Here is a 24,983-nt window from a genome sequence, read left to right on the forward strand (position 1 = left end):
TGACAAGCTTGTCAGGCGCCCGCCGGACAGACAAATTAGGGGTATCAGGAGGAGTAAACCGGTTGGCCCACCACGATCCGATTGGCCTGATCACGCCGCATGCGGGGCTTGCCCAGCTCAACGAGCGCTCGCGCGATATTTTTCGTCAAATCGTCGAGAGCTACCTTGCGACCGGCGAGCCGGTCGGCTCGCGCAACATCTCGCGCTTGATCGCGGTACCGCTGTCGCCCGCCTCTGTCCGCAACGTGATGTCGGATCTGGAGCAGCTCGGCCTGATCTATGCCCCGCATACCTCGGCCGGCCGCCTGCCGACCGAACTGGGTCTGCGCTTTTTCGTCGACGCCCTGATGCAGCTCGGCGATTTGACAGAAGCGGAGCGGCAATCGATCCAGAGCCAGCTTGCCTCCGTCGGCCGCGCCCAGTCGGTCGAGGCCGCGCTCGGGGAAGCGCTGACGCGGCTGTCGGGCCTCACCCGTGCCGCCGCCGTGGTGCTGACCGCAAAATCCAATTCGCGGCTGAAACACATCGAATTCGTCCGCCTCGAGCCGGAACGCGCACTGGTGGTGCTGGTCGGCGAGGACGGCCAGGTCGAAAACCGCGTGCTGTCGCTGCCGCCGGGGGTTCCCTCGTCGGCGCTGACGGAAGCGAGCAATTTCCTCAACGCCCGCATCAGGGGTCGGACGCTGGCGGAAGCGCGGCTTGAGCTGGAAACCGCGCTGACCAAGGATCGGGCGGAACTCGATCAACTCACGCAAAAGGTGATCGCCGCAGGGATAGCGAGCTGGTCCGGCGGCGACAATGAAGACCGTCAATTGATCGTGCGCGGCCACGCCAATCTGCTGGAAGATTTGCACGCGCTGGAAGACCTCGAGCGGGTCCGCACGCTGTTCGACGATCTCGAGACCAAGCGCGGCGTGATCGATCTGCTCGGCCGCGCCGAAACCGCCGAGGGCGTGCGGATCTTTATCGGATCGGAGAACAAGCTGTTCTCGCTCTCCGGCTCGTCCACCATCATCGCCCCTTATAGCGACGCCGCGGGCCGGATCGTCGGCGTCTTGGGGGTGATCGGCCCGACCCGGTTGAACTATGCCCGGGTGATCCCGACGGTCGACTACGCCGCGCGGATCGTCAGCAAGCTGCTGGGTGGCTAACTCCACCCGAAGCGGGCCGGTTGTGCTTGATTTTCGTCGCCCAAAGCACGATATCCCCGGCAGCAAATCCCGCAAATTTGACCAGACGCGATTTTCCGAGAAGGCAAGCCATGACCGATCCGAACCGGACGAACGACAACGCCGAGAAACCGGCGGAAACCGGCGAGCCCGTGGTTTCGAAGCCCTACATCATGCCTGACGACCCCGAGGAGGGTTCGGTCGAGGCGCTCCAGAAGGAAGTCGCGGAGGTCCGCGACAAGATGCTGCGCACGCTGGCGGAGATGGAAAATCTGCGCCGGCGCACCGCCAAGGAAGTGGCCGACGCGCGGGCCTACGGCATCACCGGCTTTGCGCGCGACATTCTCGATATCGCCGACAACCTGCAACGCGCGCTGGACGCTGTTCCGGCCGAAGCCAAGGCCAATGCCGATCCCGGCCTGAAGGCGCTGATCGAAGGCGTGGAACTGACCGAGCGCTCCATGCTCAACACGCTGGAGAAGAACGGCGTGAAGAAATTCGATCCGTCGGGCGAAAAGTTCGACCCGAATTTCCAGCAGGCGATGTACGAGGTTCCCGATCCGTCGGTGCCGGCGGGAACCGTGGTGCAGGTGGTGCAGGCCGGCTACATGATCGGCGAGCGCGTGCTGCGTCCGGCGCTGGTCGGCGTTTCCAAGGGCGGCGCCAAGGCTGCGCCGACTACCGAGACTGCGAACTGAAACCCAAGTCCGAAGCGGCGGCCGATTATTCGGCCGCCATCGGCTTCTCGTGCGCCTTGGGCCAGTACGTCCCAAAACTCCAGAGATTGCCTTCGGGGTCGCGGCAGGCGAAATCGCGGCTGCCGTAAGGCGTGTCGTGCAGCTCCATTTCGATCTTCGCGCCAGAAGCCTTCACCCTGGCGTGGAGCGCGTCGGGGTCATTGACCGCGACATAGATCGCATCGGTGCGGCGTCCGCCGAGATCGCCGACCATTTTGCCGTATTCATCGTCACGGGCCTGGCCCAGCATCACGAGCGAGGAACCGTAGGCGAGCTCGGCGTGCTGGATCACGCCGGCATCGCGGTAGACGACATATTCGGTGAAGCCGAGCACATCCTTGAGCCAGCGGATCATGGCCTCAGTGTCCCGGCACCGCATGGTCGGGTAGATGCGCGGGGCTTCGATGGCGCCAGTCATTGGGGATTCCTCCTCGGATGACGTCTCAACAACTAGGCCGAAATCTCGTTCGACTGGATGCGCTTGACGCCGGCCGCGGTCATATCGGCCCAGGCTTTTGCCAGCGATCCCTGTGCGTCGATGCCGCGGCAGGCGTCCTCGATCACATAGGTTTCGAAACCGGCCTTGCGTGCATCGATCGCGCTCCAGGCGACGCAAAAGTCCGTCGCCAACCCCGCGAGGAACACGTTCCTGATATCGCGCGCCTTCAGATAAGCGGCGAGCCCGGTGGTGGTCTTGCCGTCGGCTTCGGTGAAGGCCGAATAGCTGTCGACGTCTTTTCGAAAACCTTTTCGGATCACCAGGCCCGCATGCGGGATCGAAAGATCTTTCGACAGCGCCGCACCGTCGGTGCCCTGCACGCAGTGGTCGGGCCACAGCACCTGCTTGCCGTAAGCGAGTTCGATGGTCTCGAACGGCTTCTTGCCGGAATGCGTGGAGGCGAATGAGATGTGGCCACCGGTGTGCCAGTCCTGCGTCAGCACCACATTGGAAAACACCTGCGCAAGGCGGTTGATGACCGGCACCACCTGCTCGCCGTCCTTTACGGCGAGGCTGCCGCCGGGCAGGAAACAGTTTTGCACGTCGATCACCAGCAGCGCGGACGCTTCGTCAGGTTTGATCGAAGCCGCCCACAGCGCGCGGGGCATCATTGCCGCGAGCGCCATCGTTCCCAAACCAGATAGAATCTGCCTTCGGCCCAGCATGGTGCACCTCCCAGCTTTTCAGAGGAATGCATCAGCAAATCAGGTCGCGGTGAAGGCGTAAAGCCGCTTTTGGATGCGGCCGACGCCTGAATAAAAATCAGGTCCGCGGCTGGATTCCGTCCCGCACGGCGCGGAAGCGCGGAAACGCCTTCGCCCATTGGTCGCGCGGGGAACTGCCGATGATGCGCAGCGAGGTCGCACCGCCGAAGCGCAGCCACTGCACGATCGTGACAGGCGTGTTGTCCTTGCCGCTGACCGCATCGATCCGCGTTTCGTAGCCGGGCTGGCCGTCGATGCGGACCGGTTCGGACATCGTGATCCGGCCTTCGCGCACGCCCGGAATGGTCCCCGCGATCTGCTGGGCAAAGCGGCCGCGATCCTCCGGCGAAGCCGCGGTCTGGCCGATCAGTCCGATGATCATGAAGGGCGCGGCCTCGAATCCGGTCGTCTCGTCGCCGTCGGCGACAATGACGGCCGCGCCCGGCGCCAGCGTACGCACATTCTTGAACTCGCTGAGTTCTTTCATCCTGAACGGCAGCAGGCTGAGCTGTTCGTCGACCGGCACTTCCTTGCGCACGACGGTGGACGCAAACATCTGCCGCACGGCGTCGTCGGTATAAATCTTCGAGGCGTTTTCCGGCACCTGGACCGCGACATAGCCGGAGAAAGCGATGCCGGGCACGATCATCGAATAGCGGCGCACATTGCCGCTGGTCGGGTCCTTGGCGTCCTCGACGGTGTAATAGCCGAGGCCGGCCGCGGTCTCGATGCTCTGGGGCTTGATGCCGCCGGTGCCGCCCGGGTTGGCCTTGAACGCGTTGGCCACCTCGCTATAGGCGTCGGCCGGCAGGTCGGCCACCACGACCTTGACCCCCTTGTCCTCGGTCTCGAATCCGATGAAGCCCCTGGCCGTATTGAGCCCGACCAGCGGGACCATGCCGACCCTGGCGCCGGTTGGGAAAACCGGGTCCGCCGCGAACACGGGGCTTGCGGCAATAACGAGCAGGGCGGCCGCGAACAATCGTCGGAGAGAGCTCATGAGGGAATCTACTGGGTTTGCATGGAGGCCGTTCAGTGTCGGCCGGTGCGGCCCGAGGGCCTGGTCAAGGTTGGGCCGCTTTTAGCCTTTTTGTTGTGCAGGCAACAGTGCGGAGCGTGCTTTCGTTCCTGAGGGGCTGCGCCCAATCGGCGCGGTCTCGCATGTGGTCTGGTTCAGGCAATGTTCTCCGCCCGAACGGGAGAATCGTAGCCGCTTCGTTAACGCGAGCACGGGGCCTGAACCGAAGGCTTTCGTTGCCTGACACAATCTTTCAAACGTCAGGTTTTTCATGGGCTAAGGTTGCGCTCTCTCCTTGCACGCCTTACCCCCCCTCCTATATGAGGCTCACCGTCGCAATATCGCGAGTATTTGAACGCTTGGGGGTTCGGTCCGGAGCGCCGTCAGGGCCCGACCAGCCTGCCGCAGAAAGAAGGGTATGAACACCATGGGAAAGGTCATCGGGATCGATCTCGGCACGACCAATTCGTGCGTCGCCGTCATGGACGGCAAGAATGCAAAAGTCATCGAAAACGCGGAAGGCATGCGCACCACGCCGTCGATTGTCGCATTCAGCGATGATGGCGAGCGCCTCGTCGGCCAGCCGGCCAAGCGCCAGGCGGTGACCAATCCCGAGCGCACCTTCTTCGCGGTCAAGCGCCTCATCGGCCGCCGCTACGACGACCCGATGGTCGAGAAGGACAAGAAGCTCGTCCCCTACAAGATCGTCAAGGCATCGAACGGCGACGCCTGGGTCGAAGCCGACGGCAAGACCTATTCGCCTTCGCAGGTCTCCGCCTTCATCCTGCAAAAGATGAAGGAGACGGCGGAAGCCCATCTCGGCCAGAAGGTCGATCAGGCCGTCATCACCGTTCCCGCTTACTTCAATGACGCGCAACGTCAGGCCACCAAGGATGCCGGCAAGATCGCCGGCCTTGAAGTGCTGCGCATCATCAACGAGCCGACCGCGGCCGCGCTCGCCTACGGTCTGGACAAGACCAAGGCCGGCACCATCGCGGTGTACGATCTCGGCGGCGGCACCTTCGACGTCTCGATCCTCGAGATCGGCGACGGCGTGTTCGAGGTGAAGTCGACCAACGGCGACACCTTCCTCGGCGGTGAAGATTTTGACATGCGCCTGGTCGGCTATCTCGCCGACGAGTTCCAGAAGGAGCAGGGCATCAACCTGCGCAACGACAAGCTCGCACTTCAGCGCCTGAAGGAAGCCGCTGAAAAGGCCAAGATCGAGCTGTCGTCGACCACGCAGACCGAAATCAACCTGCCGTTCATCACGGCGGACCAGACCGGCCCGAAGCATCTGACGATGAAGCTGACGCGCGCCAAGTTCGAGGCGCTGGTCGACGACCTCGTGCAGAAGACCATCGAGCCCTGCCGCAAGGCGCTGAAGGATGCCGGCCTCACCGCCGGCGAGATCGGCGAAGTGGTGCTGGTCGGCGGCATGACCCGCATGCCGAAGGTTCAGGAAGTGGTGAAGCAGTTGTTCGGCAAGGAGCCGCACAAGGGCGTCAACCCGGACGAAGTCGTGGCGATCGGCGCTGCGATCCAGGCCGGCGTGCTTCAGGGCGACGTCAAGGACGTCCTGCTGCTCGACGTCACGCCGCTGTCGCTGGGTATCGAGACGCTGGGTGGCGTGTTCACCCGCATCATCGACCGCAACACCACGATCCCGACCAAGAAGAGCCAGGTGTTCTCGACCGCCGAGGATAACCAGAACGCGGTCACCATCCGCGTCTTCCAGGGCGAGCGTGAGATGGCGGCCGACAACAAGATCCTCGGCCAGTTCGACCTGATGGGCATTCCGCCCGCGCCGCGCGGCATGCCGCAGATCGAGGTCACCTTCGACATCGACGCCAACGGCATCGTCAACGTCTCGGCCAAGGACAAGGCGACCGGCAAGGAACAGCAGATCCGGATCCAGGCATCCGGCGGCCTGTCCGAAACCGACATCGAGAAGATGGTCAAGGACGCCGAGGCCAACGCGGCCGAGGACAAGAAGCGCCGCGAGGCGGTCGACGCCAAGAACCATGCCGACGCGCTGGTGCATTCCACCGAGAAGGCGCTGGCCGAGCACGGCTCGAAGGTTGCCGAAGGCGAGCGCCGCTCGATCGAGGACGCCGTCAGCGATCTGAAGGAAGCGCTGAAGGGCTCCGACGCCGAGGCGATCAAGGCCAAGACCAACGCGCTGGCGCAGGCTTCGATGAAGCTGGGCGAGGCCATGTACAAACAGCAGGCCGAGGCCGATGCGGCCAAGGACGCTGCCAAGGATGACGTCGTCGACGCGGAGTTCACCGAAGTCGACGACGACAAGAACAACAAGAAGTCTGCCTGAGGCGGGCTTGCATCATGGCCCCCATTCCCGAGAACACATCTTGTTTCTCGATGGATGGGGGTCATTTTTCTTTAAGCCGATGGCTGCATCTTTTGAAACGCACCTCGGAATGAAATTCGGGCGGGTTTGACGGATGTCTACCAAGCGCTGCTACTACGAAACCCTCGAAGTCGAACGCACCGCCGACGAGTCGAAGCTGAAGTCGGCCTTCCGCAAGCTCGCGATGAAATGGCATCCGGACCGCAATCCCGGCGATGCCGAGAGCGAAATCCGTTTCAAGGAAATCAACGAAGCCTACGAGATTCTGAAGGACGGGCAGAAGCGCGCCGCCTATGACCGATTCGGTCATGCCGCGTTCGAGCAGGGCGCGGGCGGCGCAGGTCCCGGTTTCGGCGCCGGCTTTGCCTCCTCCTTCTCCGACATCTTCGAAGACCTGTTCGGCATGGCGAGCCAGCGCGGCCGCGGCGGCCGCGAGCGTGGCGCCGATCTGCGCTACAACATGGAGATCACCCTCGAGGAGGCGTATCTCGGCAAGACCGCGCAGATCGAGATCCCGGTCTCCGTCACCTGCGAATCCTGCTCCGGCACCGGCGCCAAGGCCGGCACCAAGCCGAAGACCTGCGCGCATTGCGGCGGCGCCGGGCGCATCCGCCAGGCGCAGGGCTTCTTCACCCTGGAGCGGACCTGCCCAGGCTGTCAGGGCCGTGGCCAGATGATCGAGGATGCCTGTCCGTCCTGCTCCGGCTCCGGCCGTGTCACGCGGGAACGGACGCTGTCGGTCAACATCCCCCAGGGCGTCGAGGACGGCACCCGCATTCGCCTTGCCGGCGAGGGCGAGGCCGGCATCCGCGGCGGCCCGTCGGGCGATCTCTACATCTTCCTGTCGATGACCCAGCATCAGTTCTTCCAGCGCGACGGCGCCGATCTGCATTGCCGGGTCCCGATCTCGATGGTAGCCGCAGCGCTTGGCGGCGAATTCGAGGTGCCAACCATCGACAAGGGCAAGACCAAGGTGAAAATCCCGGCCGGCACCCAGTCGGGCAAGCGTTTTCGCATTGCATCAAAGGGCATGCCGATCCTGCGTTCGCGCCAGACCGGCGACATGTATGTCCAGGTCTCGGTCGAAACGCCGCAGAATCTCACCAAGAAACAGCAGGAATTGCTGGCTGAATTCGAAAAGCTGTCATCGGGCGCAACCCAGCCGGAGGCTGTGGGCTTCTTCTCCAAGGTCAAGGATTTTTTCGGCAACCGCGCCAACTGAGCGCGCTCCCGGCCGCTTGACCACCGGGGCTGTGAGCTATACGTCTTTATGACCGTTTTCTGACATTCACCGCTTTATTGCGGTCCCGCCTGGTAGCGAAATGCCACTGCAATCGTCCGTGCGTGCGTCGAAAAAACCCCGTCTGGACGACGAGGTTCGCTTTCTGCGTTCATGGATCGAGAAGCCGCTGCACATGGGCGCGGTGATGCCCTCGAGCAAGCTGCTCGCCCGCACCATGGCGCAGTATGTCGACGTCGAATCGGAAGGTCCGGTCATCGAACTTGGGCCCGGGACCGGCGCGATCACCAACGCGCTGATCGAACACGGTGTCGATCAAAAGCGTCTCGTGCTGGTCGAATACAATCCTTCCTTCTGCGCGCTGCTGCGCGACCGCTATCCGCAGGCGACCGTGGTGCAGGGCGATGCCTACAAGCTGCGCGACTCGCTCTGGGAGGTCCTGAAGGTTCCGGCCTCGGCCGTGGTCTCCGGCCTGCCCCTGGTCACCAAACCGATGATGACCCGCCTGAGATTGATCCGGGATGCCTTCCTGGCGCTGGCCCCCGGCGCACCGTTCGTGCAGTTCACCTATGCGGTCGTCCCGCCGATCCCGAAATCGCTGCCGGGCGTGTCCACAGAAGCTTCCGAGCGGATCTGGATGAACCTTCCGCCCGCCCGGGTCTGGGTGTATCGCAAGCGCTGAAGTTTTGCGCGGCGCCGTCGCGTGAGGCTTGGTCCTGAACGCGATTTCAAGATATGGCCGCGCTGAAAATCCTCGTGATCCCGGGATCGCTTCGCACAGGCTCGCTCAATGCGAGGCTGGCCGCCGTCGCTGCCCTTGAGATCGCGCAGGCCGGCGCCGAAGTCACCCGCATCTCGCTCGCTGATTTTCCGCTGCCGATTTACGATGGCGATCTGCAGGCGAGGAGCGGCGTGCCGAAACACGCCGTCAATCTCAAGCGCATGATCGGCGCCCATCGGGGCGTGCTGATCGTGACGCCTGAATATAATTCTTCGGTGCCGGCGCTGGTGAAGAACACCATCGACTGGGTCAGCAGGGTGCAGGATCCGCACGAGACCCGCGGCCAGGTGTTTCGCGACCGCACCTTTGCCATCGCCGCTGCCTCCGGCAACCGCCTCGGCGGCACGCGCGCGTTGGCGGCGCTGCGGCTGATCCTGACGGCCTGCCACGCAACCGTGATTCCAAATCAGCTTGCGCTCTCGTTCGCGAATGAGGCCTATGACGACATGGAGCGGCTGAAGCACGCGGCCGACAGCGAAGCGCTCAAGGCAACGGTGCGGCAGTTGATCGATTTTTCCCAACGCACGATGTGAGGTGACATGAAGCCAGCCGAAATCGCCCCCCGCGACCGCCTGATCGTGGCGCTCGACCTGCCCGGCGTTGCCGCGGCGGAGGCGATGGTCGACAGGCTCGGCGATGCCGTCACGTTCTACAAGATCGGCTATCAGCTTGCGTATGCCGGCGGCCTGCCGCTGGTGCAAAAGCTTGCCGGCTCCGGCAAGAAAGTCTTTCTCGATCTGAAAATGCACGACATCGGCAACACCGTTTCGCGCGGCGTCGAGAGCGTCGCCAAACTGGGTGCAACCTTCCTCACCGTGCATGCCTATCCGCAGACCATGAAAGCGGCGGTCGAGGCGCGCGGCGAGAGGCTCAAGATCCTCGCCGTCACCGTGCTGACCTCCTACGACGACGGCGATCTGCATGCCGCCGGCTATCGCCTCAGCGTCTCCGATCTGGTCGAGGCGCGTGCGCAGCAGGCGCAGGTGCTCGGCGTCGACGGCATCGTGTGCTCGCCGGAAGAGGCGGCTCGCGTGCACAAGATCGTCGGCCACCAGATGCACCTCGTTACCCCCGGCGTCCGCCCCGCGGGATCGGCGACCGGCGACCAGAAGCGCGTCATGACGCCGGGGCGTGCGATCGCGGCCGGCGCTGATTATCTGGTGGTCGGACGTCCGATCGTCGAAGCGGCTGACCCCAGGGCGGCGGCCGAGGCGATCCAGGCGGAGATCAGCCAGGCACTGGTTTGAACAGGGAAGGAAAGCAAGATGGCAAAGGCTTACTGGATCGCGCGCGTCGACGTTCACAACGACGAAGGCTACAAGGCCTACACAGCAGCCAATCCCGCGATCTTCAAGAAGTTCGGCGGGCGCTTCATCGTCCGCGCCGGCAAGTTCAGCGCCATCGAGGGAACGAGCCGCTCGCGCAATGTCGTGATCGAATTCCCCGACTACGAGGCCGCGATGGCCTGCTACAACTCGCCGGAATACCAGGCCAACATCAAGGTGCGGCAACCACATTCGCAGGCCGACCTCGTCATCATCGAGGGCTATGACGGCCCGCAGCCCTGAGGGCTCTCTCGCCCGTCATTGCGAGCCAACGGGTCGCGCGAACGCGCGCCCGATGACAGGCTCCGCGAAGCAATCCAGCTTGGCCACGCGCGAGAAGCTGGATTGCTTCGTCGCTATCGCTCCTCGCAATGACGGGTTGGTATGGTTGCCGGAACAGCCTGCGCCCGCTATAGGGCGGGGAGAGGTATTGCCATGGCCGATATGCGTTTAATCGTTGCAGGAGCGGGCGGCCGGATGGGGCGCGCCTTGACGCGTGTCATCTCGGAAACGCCGGGTGCGGTGCTGACCGGCGCGCTGGAAGCGCCGGGTTCGGAGCTGCTCGGCAAGGATGCCGGCGTGCTCGCCGGCCTGCCCGAGAACGGCGTAAAACTTTCCGCCGACCTGTGGGCGCTGGCGGCCAATGCCGACGGCATCCTGGACTTTACGATTCCCGGCGCCACCATAGCCAATGTGGCGATCGCCGCCGAGCGCGGCCTCGTGCATGTCATCGGCACGACCGGCCTGTCGACCTCGGATGAAGCCGTGATCAGGAGCGTCACCAAGCGCGCCATCGTGGTCAAGTCCGGCAATATGAGCCTCGGCGTCAATCTGCTGGCCGCGTTGGTCAAGCGTGTCGCGCAGTCGCTCGACCAGAACTTCGACATCGAAATCGTCGAGATGCACCACAAGGCCAAGATCGACGCGCCCTCCGGCACCGCGCTGATGCTCGGCGAAGCCGCCGCAGAGGGCCGCGGCATCAAGCTGTCGGATCATTCGGCGCGCGGCCGCGACGGCCACACCGGTGCGCGCCGGCCCGGCGATATCGGCTTTGCCTCATTGCGTGGCGGCACGGCCGCCGGCGATCACAGCGTGATTTTTGCCGGCCCCGCCGAACGCCTGACGCTCTCGCATCAGGCTGAGGACCGCATCATCTTCGCCCATGGCGCGCTGAAAGCCGCCCTGTGGGCGCATGGCAAGCAGCCCGGCTTCTATACCATGGCCGACGTGCTGGGCCTGTCCGAGTAATCGAAGTCGGCGTCAGAGAGATCCTGCGATCCCTCGGATTATTTCCCGTGCGGACGCAGCAGGGAGACGCCGGTCATCTCGGCCGGCTGCGGCAACTCCATCAAGGCGAGCAATGTCGGCGCGATGTCGGCGAGCCGGCCGTCCGACAGTGAAACGTCGCCGCCGCCTTGCAGGAACACCGGCACCGGACTCGTGGTGTGAGCCGTGTGGGGACCGCCGGTGGCGGGATCGCGCATCAGCTCGCAATTGCCGTGATCGGCGGTGACAAGCAGCGCGCCGCCGGCCTTCTGAATAGCGTCCGAGATTTTTCCAAGACCGGTATCCACCGTTTCGACCGCCTTGATCGCGGCCGCGAGGCTTCCGGTATGACCGACCATATCGGGGTTGGCATAGTTCAGGACGATCAGGTCGTATTTGCCTGAGTTGATCGCGTCCACCACCTTGCCGGTCAGCTCCGGCGCCGACATCTCCGGCTGGAGATCGTAGGTCGCAACCTTGGGCGAGGGCACCATGATGCGATCTTCACCCGCGAAGGGCTCTTCCCGTCCGCCATTGAGGAAGTAGGTGACGTGAGGATATTTCTCCGTCTCCGCGAGACGCAGCTGCTTGCGGTTTGCGGCGGCGGTGACCTCTCCCAGAATGTTGGGAAACGTCTGCGCCGGGAATATCGTCAGCATGAGCTTGTCGAGATCGTCGCTGTATTGCGTCATGCCGACGGCGGCGGCAAAGCGAAGCTCGCGCTTGCGCGCAAAACCATCGAACGATTTGTCGAGCAACGCCCCGAGAATTTCGCGCACACGGTCGGCGCGGAAGTTGAAGCAGAGCACGCCGTCGCCGTCCTTGACGCCGGCGTAGTTGCCGATCACCGACGGCACGATGAACTCATCGGTGAGATCGCGCGAATAAGCGTCCGAAATCGCCGCCTGCGCATTCGGGAATCGCGCGCCCTGGCCTTCCACGATGGCCTCATAGGCCTTGCTCACGCGGTCCCAGCGCTTGTCGCGATCCATCGCATAGTAACGGCCGATTACGGTTGCGACCGGCACCGATGACGGCAGCGCGGCGGTCAGCTTTGTCAGATATTCGCCCGCGGCTTTCGGCGGCGTATCGCGGCCGTCCGTGAGCGCGTGAACCACCGCCGGTACGCCGGCCTCGGCGAGAATTTTGGCAATCGCTGCCGCGTGGTCCTGATGCGAATGCACGCCGCCGGGAGATACCAAACCGATGAGGTGACAGGTGCCGCCGCTCTTCTTGAGCGCTTCAATGAGCGTACGCAACGCTTCGGCAGTTTTGATGCTGCCCGACGCGATGGCCTCATTGATGCGTGGCAGGTCCTGCATCACGACGCGGCCTGCGCCGATATTGAAATGGCCGACTTCGGAATTGCCCATTTGCCCGTCGGGCAGGCCGACATCCTTCCCCGACGTCCTCAGGAACGCGTGGGGACCCGCGGCCCACAGGCGATCGAAATTCGGCGTTTTGGCCTGGAGAACGGCATTGTCGGCCGGGTCTTCCCGCCAACCCCATCCATCCAAAACTGCGAGCATCACTGGACGGCGTTTCTGCATCGACCGCGCCTTTGCTTCTTGAGATGGCGCGGTTGTCGGCGATCACCACCCGGCCGTCAACGCCATAGCGCGGGCCGCTCGCCTGCTTTCCGGGCATGGTTCCACCGCCTTGAAAGACGGAGCCGGGTGCCTAATGCAGCCCCAACCCTCCCACTTCCTCGTTTCAGCGGCGTTTTTGCTGGCGGCCGCCGCCAGCGTTTGGCAGAATTTCACCGGGCGGGCTGAAGGAATGGGAGAGATGCATGGTGATGTCCTGCAAACTCGAACGCAGCCTGGTGAGCCATGACGAACATGATGTGATCCTGAGCTCGCATCATCCGGAAATCTACGCGCTCGATCTTGCCGGACTGAAGACGCTGCAAAATCGTCTACGGCAGATGCGGGACAAGGAGCGGTCTCTGACGAGGCAGAAGCAGCGCGAGCGGCGCGGCAAGGCCGAGCCGCGAGGCGGCAGCTTTCCGGGGACGGTCGAGCAGCCGCAAAAGCGCAAGCAAATCTTTGCCAGCGCGCTGAAGCGAGTGAACAAGGAGCTTCAGCGAGCCCGCCATCTGGAAGCTCGCGCAGCCAATGTCGACGCCGCCCGGCGTGCGCTTGAGATGCGGCGATCCGCCAATTTCAGGAGCTATCCGGCGGCCGGTGACACGCCGAATCCCGGAATGATTTCGCGGCCAAGCCGGCGCCGCATGACCCGCGTGTCGGGCAAGCGAATCGGCAGCGTCTCGCAGGCGACGAAGGTCGCGCAGGCCCGTCGCGATTCCAGAAGTTAGTATCTTGTAGGGCGGGTTAGCCGAAGGCGTAACCCGCCGATGCCGCGCAAGAATCGCGAAAGAATGGTGGGTTACGCTTCGCTAACCCACCCTACGCTTTACGATTTATTGCAACCCTACCTGCCCCGCTTCCCAGCCGAGCATCGCCTGCTTGCGGGTGATGCCCCAGTGATAGCCGGTTAGCTTGCCGTCCTTGCCGAGCGCGCGATGGCAGGGCACCACGAACGACACCGGGTTGCGGCCGATGGCGGCGCCGACGGCGCGTGACGCCTTCGGGTTCTTGATCTTGCAGGCGATATCCGAATAGCACACGGCCCGGCCCATCGGGATTTTCAGCAGCGTCTCCCACACCCGCACCTCGAAATCAGTGCCGATCAGCACGACGCGCAGCGGCTGGTCCGGCCGCCACATCTTTGTATCGAAGACGCGCTGCGCGAGGCCAACGGTGCCGTCGCTGTCCTCGACATAGGTCGCGTTCGGCCAGCGCCGCTTCATGTCGGCGAACGCGGTGTGTTCCTCGCCGGGATCGGCAAACGCCAGTCCCGCCAGCCCGCGGCCGGAGGCCATCACGATCGCGGTGCCGAATGGTGAGGGATGAAAACCGTAGCGCAGCGTCATGCCGACGCCGCCGTTCTTCCATTCGCCCGGCGACATCGCTTCATGCGTCACGAACAGGTCGTGCAGCCGGCCCGGACCTGACAGCCCCGAGTCGAGTGCCGCATCGAGCACGCTGGCGGAGCCGCGCAGCAGGCCCTTCGCATGGTCGAGCGTCAGCGCCTGCATGAAGGCCTTTGGCGTCAGCCCGGCCCAGCGGCGGAACAGGTGATGGAGCTCATCCGGCGTCACCGAGGCTGCATCCGCCATCGCTTCGATGGTCGGCTGCTCGCGCCAGCGTTCCGAGATGAAGGCGATCGCGCGCCGTACCGAGTCGTAATCCCGGAGCGCGGCGTGTGTCGGACCCGGCTTGGCCAGCCGCTGGTCATGTATGGCGAGTGTCATCATGCTCTCTGATTTAGGGGGCATGCGATGTTCCAACCACCCGATTCCCGACGAGCTTCAGGTTATGGGATTGTAGGTCGGGCCGCGCTTGGCGGCGTGGAGCGCAGCCAGTAAAGCTTTGGCAAAGCTGGCTTTTTCCTCCGGACCCAAAAAGTGCCCGATGCAGATTCGGCGGCCGCGGGAAACCAGATAAAGCCGCTCGATGCCAAATTCCTCATCGCCGGTCTGGTCGAGCCGCACCCAGAGCGGATTGAGCACCCATTCGGCGACATGGCCGCGATGGCTGACCCGGCGCACCCGCAGTTCCGAGTGCGTCACCGTGATCTCCTCGCGCGCTCCCTGCGCGCGCCGGAAATTGATCCGGAAGGCCCACCAGATCGCGAGCGCATCCAGGCCGAAGAAGCCGAGCACCGGCCAGGCGCCCATCAACAGAAACACCATGCCGGCAGCAAAACTGATCGCGCAGATGAAGGCCATCAGCACCAGAAAGCGGGTGCGGTTGAGCGAGCGATGCGGCGTCAGCAGCGCGGAAAACAATTCCGGCTGTGGAGCGTCGGGGTCATATGCATTGCTGGCTTCGGTCATGGCCTGCCAGTATACGCCGATCATGGCCAAAAGCATCCGCAAGCCGACCAAGGCAAAGCCGGCAAAATCCGCCGCGAAGAAGGTCGCAAAAGCCGCGAAATCGAAGCCTGCAAAAAAGGCAACCACACCAAAGCCGTGGACCAAGGAGGAGGTCTACGAGGCCTTCAGCCGGTTCCGGAAAGCAAACCCGGAACCCAGGGGTGAGCTCGAGCACCTCAATCCCTACACGCTGCTGGTTGCGGTGGTGCTGTCAGCGCAGGCGACCGATGCCGGGGTCAACAAGGCGACGCGCGCGCTGTTCGAGGTTGCCGACACGCCGCAAAAGATGGTCGCGCTCGGCGAAGACAAGCTGCGCGACTACATCAGGACCATCGGCCTTTACCGCACCAAGGCGAAAAACGTCATCGCGCTCTCGCAAAAGCTGATCGCCGAATTCGGCAGCGAGGTGCCGCGCACCCGCACGGAAATCGAGTCGCTGCCGGGCGCCGGACGCAAGACGGCGAACGTCGTGCTCAACATGGCATTCGGCGAGCACACCATGGCGGTCGACACGCACGTATTCCGAGTCGGCAATCGCACCGGGCTGGCGCCGGGCAAGACGCCGCTGGAGGTCGAGCTCGGACTGGAAAAAGTGATCCCGTCCGAATTCATGCTGCACGCGCATCACTGGCTGATCCTGCACGGCCGCTACACCTGCCTCGCGCGAGGCCCGCGCTGCGAGGTGTGCCTGATCAACGATCTCTGCCGCTGGCCGGAGAAGACGGTGTGAGCGTAGGTGCCGCGTGCTCCGCCCTCATCCTGAGGAGGCGCGCCAGCGCCGTCTCGAAGGATGGGCCGCGGGCTCTCATGGTTCGAGACGCGCGAAGACGCGCTCCTCACCATGAGGGTCTTACGCCGCCGGCACACCCGTCTTCCGCTCCGGCTCGAGCAACTCCGGCCGCGGACCACTGAGCCGCTTGTGCATGTGTACCATGAACGCCATGGCGAATACCGGCGTCGCCAGATTGACGATCGGGATCGACACAAACGCGGCGATGAACAGCCCGGCGGTGAATATGGTCGCCGCATGGTATTTTCGCATCGCCTTGGCCTCGGCCGGCGAGCGAAAGCGCATCGCGGCCAGCTCAAAATATTCGCGGCCGAGCAGCCAGGCGGTGGCGATGAAGAAGATCAGAAAACCGGCGCCGGCGAACAGCACGAAGGGCAGCGCGACAATATACACGACCAGCGTCAGCAGCGCGGTCTTGATGCCTTCGGGGACGGCGACGCCGAGCGGCAGCGCGTTGCCGGCCCGCTCCGCCGGATAATGTTCGCGCTCGACATGGTCGGCGACATCGTCGACGAACACGCTCGCCACCAGCGAGGTGATCGCCGGCATCAGGAAAATGCCGCCCAGCACGACGCCGAGGCCGGCGGCGATCGAGACGATCCAGGTCAGGACATTGAGCGTGGAGTGGTAGCCCGGCCCGAGCATCGCCTCGGCCCAGTCGGCGCCGTAGACCGCAAACCAGCTAAGCAGCCGTTGCAGCCCGATCGCCAGCACGGTGATGAGCACCAGCGCCAGCCCCATCGATCGCCACAGGATCGAGCGCATCGGCGGCGACAGGATTTGCGAAAGCGCCTTGACGGCGGCGTCCAACATGGCAGTGCAACCTCTCCCGGTAGAAACCCTCGCGAGAGGTAGACATGCCGCGCGGCCAAGGCAAGGGCGCGGGGCGATCCAAACGACTAATGGCTGTGGCCGTGGCCGCGCTTGCGCGCCTTCGATTTCTTCTCACTCGCAGTCGGGATCATCACGACGCGGCCGTACCGGACGCCGCGCTCGGCGATGACGTGCTCGGCCAGATGCTTGACGTCGCCACTCGCGCCCTTCAGCGCCGTTACCTCCATACAGCTATCGTCGTCGAGATGCACATGCAGGGTCGCCAGCGACAGATCGTGATGGCCGTGGAAACTCTGCACCAGCCGTTTTGAGAGATCGCGCGCGGCGTGATCGTAGACATAGACCAGCGCCGCCACGCATTGCCCGGAGCCTTCCGCATTCTCCGCGCTCTGCTGTAGCCCGGCGCGCGCGAGGTCGCGGATGATCTCGGAGCGGTTCTGGTAGCCGCGCGCCTTTGCGGCGGTGTCGATCTCCGCGAGGAGGTCGTCTTCGATGGTGATGGTGATCCGTTGCATCCGAATATTCCGCGAGATGGTGTCGATTGGTATGATAATTCGATTGTATCGTCATACTGTGGCTGCTAGCCTGTTGAGGCGGGCTGGATGTGGTGCAGCCTGTCGAACTGTAGCAGCAAAACATGCGGGAGCATGGCAGTGTGTAGGGCTTTGCTGCGGATATTTTCCGCCACGGCATCGTCTGCCGTCCTGGCGCTGCCCGCAGCGGCTCACGAAATCCCGGTGCCGCACACTCACCTTCCGCCGGTCAACGTCACCGCGCCCGAGGCCAGGCCGCCGAAGCGCATCGCGCGTTCCAAGCCTGTGCAACACCGCGGGACGCGCATCACGACGGCGGCGCGCACGAACCAGCCGGCCACATCAGGCGCCGGCGGCGTCACGCTCGGTGCGTCGTCCGACGGCGCCGCCTCGCTCCAGCCCACCGCCGCCAGCGCCATGCGCATCAGCGGCGCCGAGGTGAATGCCATTCCCTTCGCGCGTCCTGGTGAAGCACTGGAAGCCGTGCCCGGCCTGATCGTCACCCAGCATTCCGGCGAAGGCAAAGCCAACCAGTATTTTCTGCGCGGCTTCAATCTCGACCACGGCACCGATCTGTCGATCAAAGTCGACGGCATGCCCGTGAACATGCCCACCCACGGCCACGGGCAGGGCTATGCCGATATCAACTTCATGATTCCCGAGCTGATCCAGTCGGTGAATGTCCGAAAAGGTCCGTACTTCGCCGATGTCGGCGACTTCGGCTCGGCCGGGTCGCTGTCGATCGACTACATCAACCGGCTGTCGAAAAACGTCGTCGAGACGACCAACGGCGGCTTTGGCTATCACCGTGGGCTGGCGATGGGATCGACGGCGGTCGGCGCAGGCACGCTGCTCGCCGCCATCGAGGGCGTGACATATAACGGCCCATGGGTGGTGCCGGACGATGTGCGCAAGATCAACGGCGTGCTGCGCTACAGCCAGGGCACCGCCACCGACGGCTTCACGGTCACCGGCATGGCCTATTCCAACGCCTGGAATTCCACCGACCAGGTCGCGCAGCGGGCGATCGACCAGAACATCATCGGCCGCTTCGGCACGCTCGATCCGACCGACGGCGGCGTCTCCAGCCGCTTCAGCCTGTCCGGCAACTTTGCGTATTCGAGCGAATACGGCCAGAGCAAGCTCAGCGCCTACGTCATCCGCTCCGACCTACAGCTCTACAACAATTTCACCTACTTCCTCGAAGATCCCGTCAACGGCGACCAGTTCAACCAGCTCGACCGCCGCACCGTCGGTGGTTTCGACGCGCGCCACGCCTTCGACTGGCGGCTTGGCGGGCTCGAGACGCAAACCCGCGTCGGCCTGCAAAGCCGTTACGATGACATTCATGTCGGCCTGTTCAAGACACAACAGCGCAACTGGTTGTCCACCGTGCGCGAGGACCGCGTGCAAGAGGGCAATGTCGGCGTCTGGACCGATTCGACCACGCGCTGGACCGACTGGCTGCGCACGACGGTCGGCATCCGCGAAGATGTTTTCGCCGGACGCGTGCTGAGCGACTTGCCGGAAAATTCCGGCAACGCGCAGGCCTCGATCACGAGCCCGAAGGCCGGCATCGTGCTGGGGCCGTGGGTGAAGACCGAGTTCTACGGCAACTACGGCTACGGCCTGCACAGCAACGATATCAGAGGCGCCACCATCACGGTCGATCCCAACGACCGGGTGACGCCGGCCGATCGCGTGCCGCTGCTGGTCCGCTCGCGCGGCGGCGAAGTCGGCATCCGCACCAAAGCGATCGACGGGCTCACCAGCTCGGTCGCGGTGTTCGTGCTCGATTTCGATTCCGAGCTGCTGTTCGTCGGCGATGCCGGCACGACCGAGGCGAGCCGCCCCAGCCGCCGCGTCGGCGTGGAGTGGACCAACAAGTACAAGCCGCTCTCGTGGCTGACCTTTGATCTCGACGTCGCCTATACCCGGGCTCGCTTTACCGATTTCGATCCTGCCGGCGACCGCATCCCCGGTGCGCCGGCCTGGATCGGAAGCGCCGCGATCACTTTCGGCGAAGAGACCGGCTGGTTTGGCGCGCTGAAGGGGCGCTATTTCGGGCCTCGCCCGCTGATCGAGGACGACAGCGTGCGCTCATTGTCATCCCTGATCTTCAACGCCCGCGCCGGCTACCGGTTCGACAACGGCCTGCGCGTGCAGTTCGACGTGCTCAATCTCTTCAACGCCAAGACCAACCAGATCGAATACTACTATCTGTCGCGATTGCCGGGCGAGCCGATCGACGGCGTCGCGGACCGTCATGTGCATCCCGCGGAACCTTTGACTGTCAGGCTGACGCTGGCGGGGAAATTTTGAGCAAGCGGCAGAATTTGAGCCATCCACCGGAACAAGTTCTTTCTCCCGGCATAGACTCCGCATGGAACGGGAATTGGAAAAGCGCAAAGAGCAGGCCTTGGTGACGGTGTCCGTGAGCACGGGAACCCTGATCGTGTGCTTCAGCATCGCGCTTGCATTGATGTAGGGACCGTTTCAAGCGGGCTCTCTTTTGCGTCGAACGTCCATCGCCCGCTGGGTCAAACGTGGACGTCCCGCCGACGCTCGGCCGAAAAGCCTCGCAAGGGTCAGTTGAAGACTTTCAAAAAATGAGACAGGCTTCTGGCCAAACGAGCAAGGGGAGCCGCACCATGAATAGGGCAGGTTTTTTGGCGTGGATGAGCTTGAGGGTCGCAAGATGGGTGATCTGCGTAGCCTATTTTGCATATGTCGTCCTGGTGATGCTGGATCGGTCGAGCTATATGGATGAGTTCAGCCGGCCGCTTCGTTCCACGGAAGCATGGCTGTTTGGCCTGCCCCTGCTCTTCATCGCCATCGGACTTCTCGAATTGATGGTGCGCGATCGTGCAGGCATTGCGCGCCCGGACTATTTTCGCTTCACGCCACCGAAGCAGCCGGCCTGACTTCATTGATGGCCGGCGAGGCCGGCAGGTGTGGCTCGCTGCATGCCGCGAGAACACGGCACGCCACACTCTATTGGCAATTCCTGAGCCACGAGCGCGCCGAATGGATATTGCCGAAATTGCGGATCTGAATCTCCCGGGCAAGCTGCGATTGAACGGCCCCGATCGCCACTCGTCCAAAGAAGGTCATCGACGTCTTGCTCGCCGCAGCCTTGAGGCCGGCAGTCCGCGCCCGCGGCAGCCATTCACCAACGATCCAGCGTTGGTCTTCCGCATGGATGATTGGCAGTTCCGTGTCATCGCCGAGGATCTTCTCGGCGCTGTACTGCCTGAGCATGAAAAGAATCATCTCGTGGACATATCGTAGCTGCGCACTGGTCGCGTATTTGCGCCAGACCACCTCGATGCACCGCACCTCGGTATCGTAGCCGAGCTTGCATATCGGATTGTCGTGGGGGTTTTGCAGCAAGAGAATGCCGTCATGGGATTCCTGCTCGACCATGCGGCTCAATTCCACCAGAGAAATCCGATCCATTTTTCCCCCGATAGCGTTTAGGCGCAATGGTGCGTCCGGGCGCGGGCACGCACCGGCGGCAACATAAGGCGAAATTCGAGGGGGGCAAAGTTATGCAAAGGTGCGAGAAGAAGCCGGGCTCTGAGCAGTCCGTTGCTCATCTCGTGTTTGGAGCCAACTGGAAGAAACGCGCTGGTCCGGATTTGGTTCCGGCGATGGCGACGTGGGCGCACGTCACCGCGAGCGGATTTGAAAGCCCGGCGCCGTGACGAGCGATGACGTGTGCGAAACTACGCGAATTGAGCCACCCGCGGCCGCATCCGGCGCTCGGGCGGACGTACCGGAATATATTCCACCGCCAGAAAATGCTCGGTAATCCTGACGCGCTCGATCATACTTGCGGCGACGACGACCGTTATTTCTTCAGCCGCAACCGGCGTCGCTTCGTCAGCCTCTTCAGGAACAAGCGACGGCGACCAGACGGCATCTGGAAACACACCGAGCTCGCCCGCTACCTCCTGGAGCGGCTTCTGTTTGTCGGCCCAGTGCAGGGCCGTGTAGTCGAAGCCGTGCACGATGGTGGGTTTGACGATTTCGAAATACGGCGAGATGTCGAAATCGCGCGGCATGTACAGCGAGGAATCGCGGATGTGGAGGATTTCGCGGCGGGCGCGGCGGCTGCCGGCCTGCGTGATTTTGGGCAGGATGGGGTAGCGCACGGCGTCGAACGCCTGCGCGAGCAGCGCCGAGCAGATCATCTTGGTCGGATCGCCTGAGCCGAACGCGATCATGCGCCGCCGCCAGCGCTGCGGCACCGGCAGCGGAATCAGATAGCGCATGAGGTCGACGATGTTCTTGGTGTCGTAGCCGAACCCGACCCGGTTGATGGCATAGCGGCACACCGTAGTGCGGTCCTCATAGGAGAGACCGACCGGGCGGCAGATGCGGGTGTGATACGAAAAGTATTTCGACAGCGGCGCGGTGGCGACGCCTTCGCCGATATTGGCTTCGATCAGCACATGCGGCTCGCCGTCGGGCTCGGAGGCGCCATCGATCGGGCCGACATAGAGCGCGGCATGCGACCAGGTCGACTGCGTCAGGTATTTGATGATGCCGGAGATCCGGTTGTTGCCTTCGACCAGCAACACGTCGCCGGGCTGGATGACGCCGCGCAGATGTTCCGGGTCGCTCGGCGTGAACGGCTCATAGCCCGGAACTTCCTTTTCCAGGTAGCGCGCAATCCACTTGCCGACCGTGTCGAGCATTACGCCCATGAAACTTCCCCCCGGGGACGGCTTCTCGAGCCGCTTTTTTGTTTCATAAGCATGGTCGAAAGCTGTTGCAATTTAGTTCATCGCCGTCACGGATCAATCATGATTGATTCACCATGACGGTTGCTGTCGCCGTGTGAATGCGGCAAGGTTCGCAACATGTTCTCGCAGGCTTCAAGACCCCGGAAACCATGACATGACAATCACGCGCCGCGCTTTCCTGTCGGGGGCCGCGGCCCTCGCGGCGACGCCGGCCCTGGCCCAGCGGGCCGCGGGGCCGTTGCCGCGCGAAGCTGACATTGTCGTGATCGGCGCCGGTGCCGCCGGCATCGCCGCGGCGCGGCGGATCGCGGCGGCGAACCGCAAGGTGGTCGTGCTGGAAGCGGCAAACCAGATCGGCGGCCGCTGCATCACGGATAGTTCGACCTTCGAGATACCGTTCGACCGCGGCGCGCGCTGGATCCACAATCCCGAGACCAACCCGATGATCAGGCTCGCGCGTGCGGCGGGGCTCGACATCATGCCGGCCCCCTCGGGCCAGAAAATCCGCATCGGCCGCCGCTTCGCGCGCCCGAGCGAAACCGAAGATTTTCTGGCGGCACTGGTGAAAGCCAATCGCGCCATCGATGACGCCTCGCGCAAGGCCGACGTCTCCTGCGCGTCGGTGATGCCGAAGGAGCTCGGCGATTGGGCCAGCACTGCCGAATTTGTGCTCGGCGCCAACTTCACCGGCAAGGATCTGAAAGACGTATCCGCGGTCGACAAGGTTCGTGCGCAGGACCGCAACTCGGCAATCGCATGCCGGCAAGGCTTGGGGACATTGGTCGCAAAGCTCGGTGAGGGATTGCCGGTGGCGCTCTCCACGCCGGCCAACCGCATCGAATGGGGCAGCCGCGACGCCGTCGTGTACACGCCCGTCGGCCGGCTCCTCGCGCGCGCCGCCATCGTCACGGTGTCGACCAATGTGCTGGCCGCGGGCAACCTCAAGATCGCGCCGGAGATACCGAAACGCTATTTCGAGGCCGCGTCAAAACTCAGCCTCGGCAGCTACGATCACATCGCCCTCCAGATGCAGGGCAATCCGATGGGCCTTTCCCGTGACGATATCCTGATCGAGCAGAGCAACTCGACGCGCACCGCGATGCTCTACGCCAATATGGGTTCGTCGTCGCTGTGCTCGATCGATATCGGCGGCTCGTTCGGCCGCGATCTCTCTGCACAGGGCGAAAAGGAAATGGTGGCGTTCGCCGTCGAATGGCTCACAAAGATGTTCGGCAGCGATGTCGCCGCCGCCGTGAAGAAGTCGAGCGTGACGCGATGGAACGCTGCGCCTCATGTGCTGGGCGCGATGTCGTCGGCGGTGCCGGGCGCGCAACCCCTGCGAAAAGCGTTGAGCGAGCCGATCGGCTGCATGTATTTTGCCGGCGAGGCCACCCATGAAACGCTGTGGGGCACGGTCGACGGCGCCTGGGAAAGCGGCGAGCGCGCGGCGGAAGCGGCGCTGCGCCGGATCGGCGCGCTGCCGGCTGCGCCCGCCGAATCCGCAAGGCCCGCACCGGCGCGGCGCAGGCGGCAGGCGCCAAGCGCGGCAACGCCGGGGCCGGGCCTGTTCAACTGATGCCGAAGCCGAAAGCGCTGATCTCCTGGTCGAGTGGCAAGGACAGCGCCTTCGCGCTGCATGAGGTCAGGCGCGCCGGCGAGTTCGAGGTGGTCGGGGCGCTCACGACCGTGACGGAGACGTTTGGCCGCGTGTCGATCCACGGCGTCCGCCAGGAAATTTTGCGCGCGCAGTGCAAGGCCGCGGGCCTGCCGCAACGGATCGTGCCGATTCCCTATCCCTGCCCGAACGAAGTCTATGAAGCGCGGATGGGCGAAGCCGTCGCCGACGCCGTGCGGGAGGGCATCACGCATATGATCTTCGGCGATCTGTTCCTCGCCGATATCCGTGCCTATCGGGAGCAAAAGCTCGCGGGCACCGGCATCACGCCGATCTTTCCATTGTGGGAAAGGCCGACGCCCGCGTTGGCGCAAGCGATGATCGCGAGCGGGTTGGAAGCCCACATCGCGACCGTCGACCTGAAAAAGCTGCCGGCTTCATTCGCCGGACGAAAATTCGATACGCAATTGCTGGCCGATTTGCCTGACGGTGTCGATCCCTGCGGCGAGAATGGCGAGTTTCACACCTGTGTGGTGGCCGGCCCAGTGTTTTCCAGCTCGCTTACCGTCGTCACCGGCGAACGCGTCGAGCGCGACGGTTATGCCTATTGCGATCTCATGCTCATGGAGAACGCAACACCCGATCGAGCGCAGGCAGCCCGATGATCACCGCCGCCGCGATCAGCACATAGCAGATCGCGCGAAAAACCGACTCGCTGGCTTTGCCGAACAGCGAAGCGCCGAACCAGACGCCGATGGCGTAGACGGGCCCGACCACCAGCGAGAACTTGATCGCATCCGCATTGATCAGACCACTGACCGCATAGGCGACCGCGGAGAAAAAATCGGAGAAGCCGAAGAACAGCAGGATATTGGCGCGCGCGATCACCGACGGGATCGGTCGGCCCAGCCAGTAGCCGACGATCGGCGGGCCGCCGGTCTGCGCGAGCCCGCTGCAAAATCCGGCGAGGCCGCCGACGCCGACCGACACCGCCGCATACTCCTTGCCGCGATAGCGCCAGCCGGACAGCAACAGCACGAGCAGCGCCGCGACGAAAGCGGAGATGATCCAGCGCGTGGTGACGGGCTCGAGCCGGGTCAGCAAATACGTGCCGATGGGCACGCCGACCAGCGCACCCGCTGCCATCACGGCGGTCGCCTTGCGGTCGGCCTTTTGCCAGGCGTTGGGGAGCAGCGGCAGCGCGGCCACGAAATCGATGATCAGCAGCAGCGCGGCCACCAATTGCGGCCCGGCCATGCTGCTGGCAAGCGGCATGAAGATCAGTGCCGATCCGAAGCCGGAAAATCCGCGCGCGGTGCCGGAGACGAAGGCGATCGCGCAGATGGCGATCGCCACAGATGTGGAGAGGTCGGCCGGGATGAGGCCAGACAGGCTCATGCGTTATTTCTTGCG

Annotated in this window: 26 protein-coding genes; 15 read left to right on the top strand and 11 right to left on the bottom strand. The window is 63.8% G+C overall.

Features of this window, described 5'->3' with window-relative positions; genetic code table 11:
• Positions 1–62: 62 nt before the first annotated feature.
• Together hrcA and grpE are read left to right on the top strand one after the other, a co-directional pair.
• Positions 63–1,151, top strand: a complete 1,089-nt coding sequence (gene hrcA / locus JQ628_RS18005; RefSeq protein WP_212224175.1) for a heat-inducible transcriptional repressor HrcA — start codon at positions 63–65, stop codon at positions 1,149–1,151.
• Positions 1,152–1,261: 110 nt separating this feature from the next.
• A complete protein-coding gene (gene grpE, locus JQ628_RS18010) occupies positions 1,262–1,867 on the top strand; it encodes a nucleotide exchange factor GrpE (RefSeq protein ID WP_212224177.1) in 606 nt (201 codons plus the stop codon).
• Between the two features lie 25 nt (positions 1,868–1,892).
• Here the strand turns inward: grpE and JQ628_RS18015 are convergent, their stop codons facing one another.
• The 3 genes from JQ628_RS18015 to JQ628_RS18025 all read right to left on the bottom strand — a co-directional run bounded on the left by JQ628_RS18015 (position 1,893) and on the right by JQ628_RS18025 (position 4,109).
• On the bottom strand, positions 1,893–2,324 hold the full coding sequence (locus tag JQ628_RS18015) for a VOC family protein (RefSeq protein ID WP_212224179.1): 432 nt from the start codon (positions 2,322–2,324) through the stop codon (positions 1,893–1,895).
• A gap of 32 nt (positions 2,325–2,356) precedes the next feature.
• Complete coding sequence (pncA, locus tag JQ628_RS18020) at positions 2,357–3,070, bottom strand: bifunctional nicotinamidase/pyrazinamidase (RefSeq protein WP_212224181.1); 714 nt, start codon at positions 3,068–3,070, stop codon at positions 2,357–2,359.
• A gap of 97 nt (positions 3,071–3,167) precedes the next feature.
• The gene (locus JQ628_RS18025; RefSeq protein WP_212224183.1) at positions 3,168–4,109 is read right to left on the bottom strand and encodes a hypothetical protein; all 942 of its coding nucleotides are present in this window, start codon (positions 4,107–4,109) and stop codon (positions 3,168–3,170) included.
• A gap of 445 nt (positions 4,110–4,554) precedes the next feature.
• Between JQ628_RS18025 and dnaK the strand changes: the two genes are divergently transcribed.
• The 7 genes from dnaK (at position 4,555) to dapB (ending at position 11,089) form a co-directional block, all read left to right on the top strand.
• Complete coding sequence (gene dnaK, locus JQ628_RS18030; RefSeq protein WP_212224238.1) at positions 4,555–6,456, top strand: molecular chaperone DnaK; 1,902 nt, start codon at positions 4,555–4,557, stop codon at positions 6,454–6,456.
• A 133-nt stretch (positions 6,457–6,589) separates the two neighbouring features.
• Positions 6,590–7,717, top strand: coding sequence for a molecular chaperone DnaJ (gene dnaJ / locus JQ628_RS18035; protein ID WP_212224185.1), 1,128 nt, complete (start codon positions 6,590–6,592; stop codon positions 7,715–7,717).
• Between the two features lie 100 nt (positions 7,718–7,817).
• Positions 7,818–8,417: a class I SAM-dependent methyltransferase gene (locus tag JQ628_RS18040; RefSeq protein WP_212224186.1), complete on the top strand. Its 600-nt coding sequence runs from the start codon at positions 7,818–7,820 to the stop codon at positions 8,415–8,417.
• A gap of 53 nt (positions 8,418–8,470) precedes the next feature.
• Entirely contained in the window at positions 8,471–9,049 is a 579-nt protein-coding gene (locus JQ628_RS18045; protein ID WP_212224187.1) for an NADPH-dependent FMN reductase, read from the top strand.
• Between the two features lie 6 nt (positions 9,050–9,055).
• The gene (gene pyrF, locus JQ628_RS18050; RefSeq protein WP_212224188.1) at positions 9,056–9,763 is read left to right on the top strand and encodes an orotidine-5'-phosphate decarboxylase; all 708 of its coding nucleotides are present in this window, start codon (positions 9,056–9,058) and stop codon (positions 9,761–9,763) included.
• A gap of 18 nt (positions 9,764–9,781) precedes the next feature.
• Positions 9,782–10,084 carry a DUF1330 domain-containing protein gene (locus JQ628_RS18055; RefSeq protein WP_212224189.1) on the top strand — a complete coding sequence of 101 codons (303 nt, stop codon included), beginning with the start codon at positions 9,782–9,784 and terminating at the stop codon, positions 10,082–10,084.
• A gap of 192 nt (positions 10,085–10,276) precedes the next feature.
• Positions 10,277–11,089 carry a 4-hydroxy-tetrahydrodipicolinate reductase gene (gene dapB / locus JQ628_RS18060; protein ID WP_212224190.1) on the top strand — a complete coding sequence of 271 codons (813 nt, stop codon included), beginning with the start codon at positions 10,277–10,279 and terminating at the stop codon, positions 11,087–11,089.
• Between the two features lie 38 nt (positions 11,090–11,127).
• On the opposite strand, the gene gpmI is transcribed toward dapB, so the two are convergent.
• On the bottom strand, positions 11,128–12,657 hold the full coding sequence (gene gpmI, locus JQ628_RS18065; protein ID WP_212224191.1) for a 2,3-bisphosphoglycerate-independent phosphoglycerate mutase: 1,530 nt from the start codon (positions 12,655–12,657) through the stop codon (positions 11,128–11,130).
• 242 nt (positions 12,658–12,899) lie between these two features.
• Here gpmI and JQ628_RS18070 point away from each other — a divergent pair, with 242 nt between their 5' ends.
• The gene (locus JQ628_RS18070; RefSeq protein ID WP_212224193.1) at positions 12,900–13,424 is read left to right on the top strand and encodes a hypothetical protein; all 525 of its coding nucleotides are present in this window, start codon (positions 12,900–12,902) and stop codon (positions 13,422–13,424) included.
• A 105-nt stretch (positions 13,425–13,529) separates the two neighbouring features.
• Here the strand turns inward: JQ628_RS18070 and JQ628_RS18075 are convergent, their stop codons facing one another.
• Positions 13,530–14,426: a methylated-DNA--[protein]-cysteine S-methyltransferase gene (locus JQ628_RS18075; RefSeq protein ID WP_212224240.1), complete on the bottom strand. Its 897-nt coding sequence runs from the start codon at positions 14,424–14,426 to the stop codon at positions 13,530–13,532.
• A 54-nt stretch (positions 14,427–14,480) separates the two neighbouring features.
• Positions 14,481–15,008 (bottom strand): DUF2244 domain-containing protein, encoded by a 528-nt coding sequence (locus JQ628_RS18080; protein ID WP_212224242.1) that lies wholly within the window; start codon positions 15,006–15,008, stop codon positions 14,481–14,483.
• A 22-nt stretch (positions 15,009–15,030) separates the two neighbouring features.
• Between JQ628_RS18080 and nth the strand changes: the two genes are divergently transcribed.
• On the top strand, positions 15,031–15,777 hold the full coding sequence (gene nth / locus JQ628_RS18085) for an endonuclease III (RefSeq protein ID WP_212224194.1): 747 nt from the start codon (positions 15,031–15,033) through the stop codon (positions 15,775–15,777).
• A 120-nt stretch (positions 15,778–15,897) separates the two neighbouring features.
• On the opposite strand, the gene JQ628_RS18090 is transcribed toward nth, so the two are convergent.
• Together JQ628_RS18090 and nikR are read right to left on the bottom strand one after the other, a co-directional pair.
• On the bottom strand, positions 15,898–16,650 hold the full coding sequence (locus tag JQ628_RS18090) for a sulfate transporter family protein (RefSeq protein WP_212224195.1): 753 nt from the start codon (positions 16,648–16,650) through the stop codon (positions 15,898–15,900).
• A gap of 86 nt (positions 16,651–16,736) precedes the next feature.
• Positions 16,737–17,186, bottom strand: a complete 450-nt coding sequence (gene nikR, locus JQ628_RS18095) for a nickel-responsive transcriptional regulator NikR (RefSeq protein ID WP_212224196.1) — start codon at positions 17,184–17,186, stop codon at positions 16,737–16,739.
• A 132-nt stretch (positions 17,187–17,318) separates the two neighbouring features.
• On the opposite strand from nikR, the gene JQ628_RS18100 reads away from it, so the two are divergent.
• Positions 17,319–19,526, top strand: coding sequence for a TonB-dependent receptor domain-containing protein (locus JQ628_RS18100; RefSeq protein WP_212224197.1), 2,208 nt, complete (start codon positions 17,319–17,321; stop codon positions 19,524–19,526).
• Positions 19,527–19,855: 329 nt separating this feature from the next.
• On the top strand, positions 19,856–20,128 hold the full coding sequence (locus JQ628_RS18105; protein WP_212224198.1) for a hypothetical protein: 273 nt from the start codon (positions 19,856–19,858) through the stop codon (positions 20,126–20,128).
• Between the two features lie 70 nt (positions 20,129–20,198).
• Here the strand turns inward: JQ628_RS18105 and JQ628_RS18110 are convergent, their stop codons facing one another.
• A complete protein-coding gene (locus tag JQ628_RS18110; RefSeq protein ID WP_212224200.1) occupies positions 20,199–20,630 on the bottom strand; it encodes a hypothetical protein in 432 nt (143 codons plus the stop codon).
• A 302-nt stretch (positions 20,631–20,932) separates the two neighbouring features.
• Positions 20,933–21,916, bottom strand: a complete 984-nt coding sequence (locus JQ628_RS18115; RefSeq protein WP_212224202.1) for a YiiX/YebB-like N1pC/P60 family cysteine hydrolase — start codon at positions 21,914–21,916, stop codon at positions 20,933–20,935.
• 193 nt (positions 21,917–22,109) lie between these two features.
• On the opposite strand from JQ628_RS18115, the gene JQ628_RS18120 reads away from it, so the two are divergent.
• Entirely contained in the window at positions 22,110–23,531 is a 1,422-nt protein-coding gene (locus JQ628_RS18120) for a flavin monoamine oxidase family protein (RefSeq protein ID WP_212224204.1), read from the top strand.
• Positions 23,531–24,235 (top strand): adenine nucleotide alpha hydrolase, encoded by a 705-nt coding sequence (locus JQ628_RS18125; protein WP_212224205.1) that lies wholly within the window; start codon positions 23,531–23,533, stop codon positions 24,233–24,235. The genes JQ628_RS18120 and JQ628_RS18125 overlap by 1 nt, the downstream gene beginning before the upstream one ends.
• On the opposite strand, the gene JQ628_RS18130 is transcribed toward JQ628_RS18125, so the two are convergent.
• Positions 24,192–24,968 carry a sulfite exporter TauE/SafE family protein gene (locus JQ628_RS18130; RefSeq protein WP_212224206.1) on the bottom strand — a complete coding sequence of 259 codons (777 nt, stop codon included), beginning with the start codon at positions 24,966–24,968 and terminating at the stop codon, positions 24,192–24,194. The two genes, JQ628_RS18125 and JQ628_RS18130, sit on opposite strands and share 44 nt — an antisense overlap.
• Positions 24,969–24,983: the final 15 nt, after the last annotated feature.

Source organism: Bradyrhizobium lablabi (assembly GCF_018129385.1).
GTDB classification, from domain to species: domain Bacteria; phylum Pseudomonadota; class Alphaproteobacteria; order Rhizobiales; family Xanthobacteraceae; genus Bradyrhizobium; species Bradyrhizobium lablabi_C.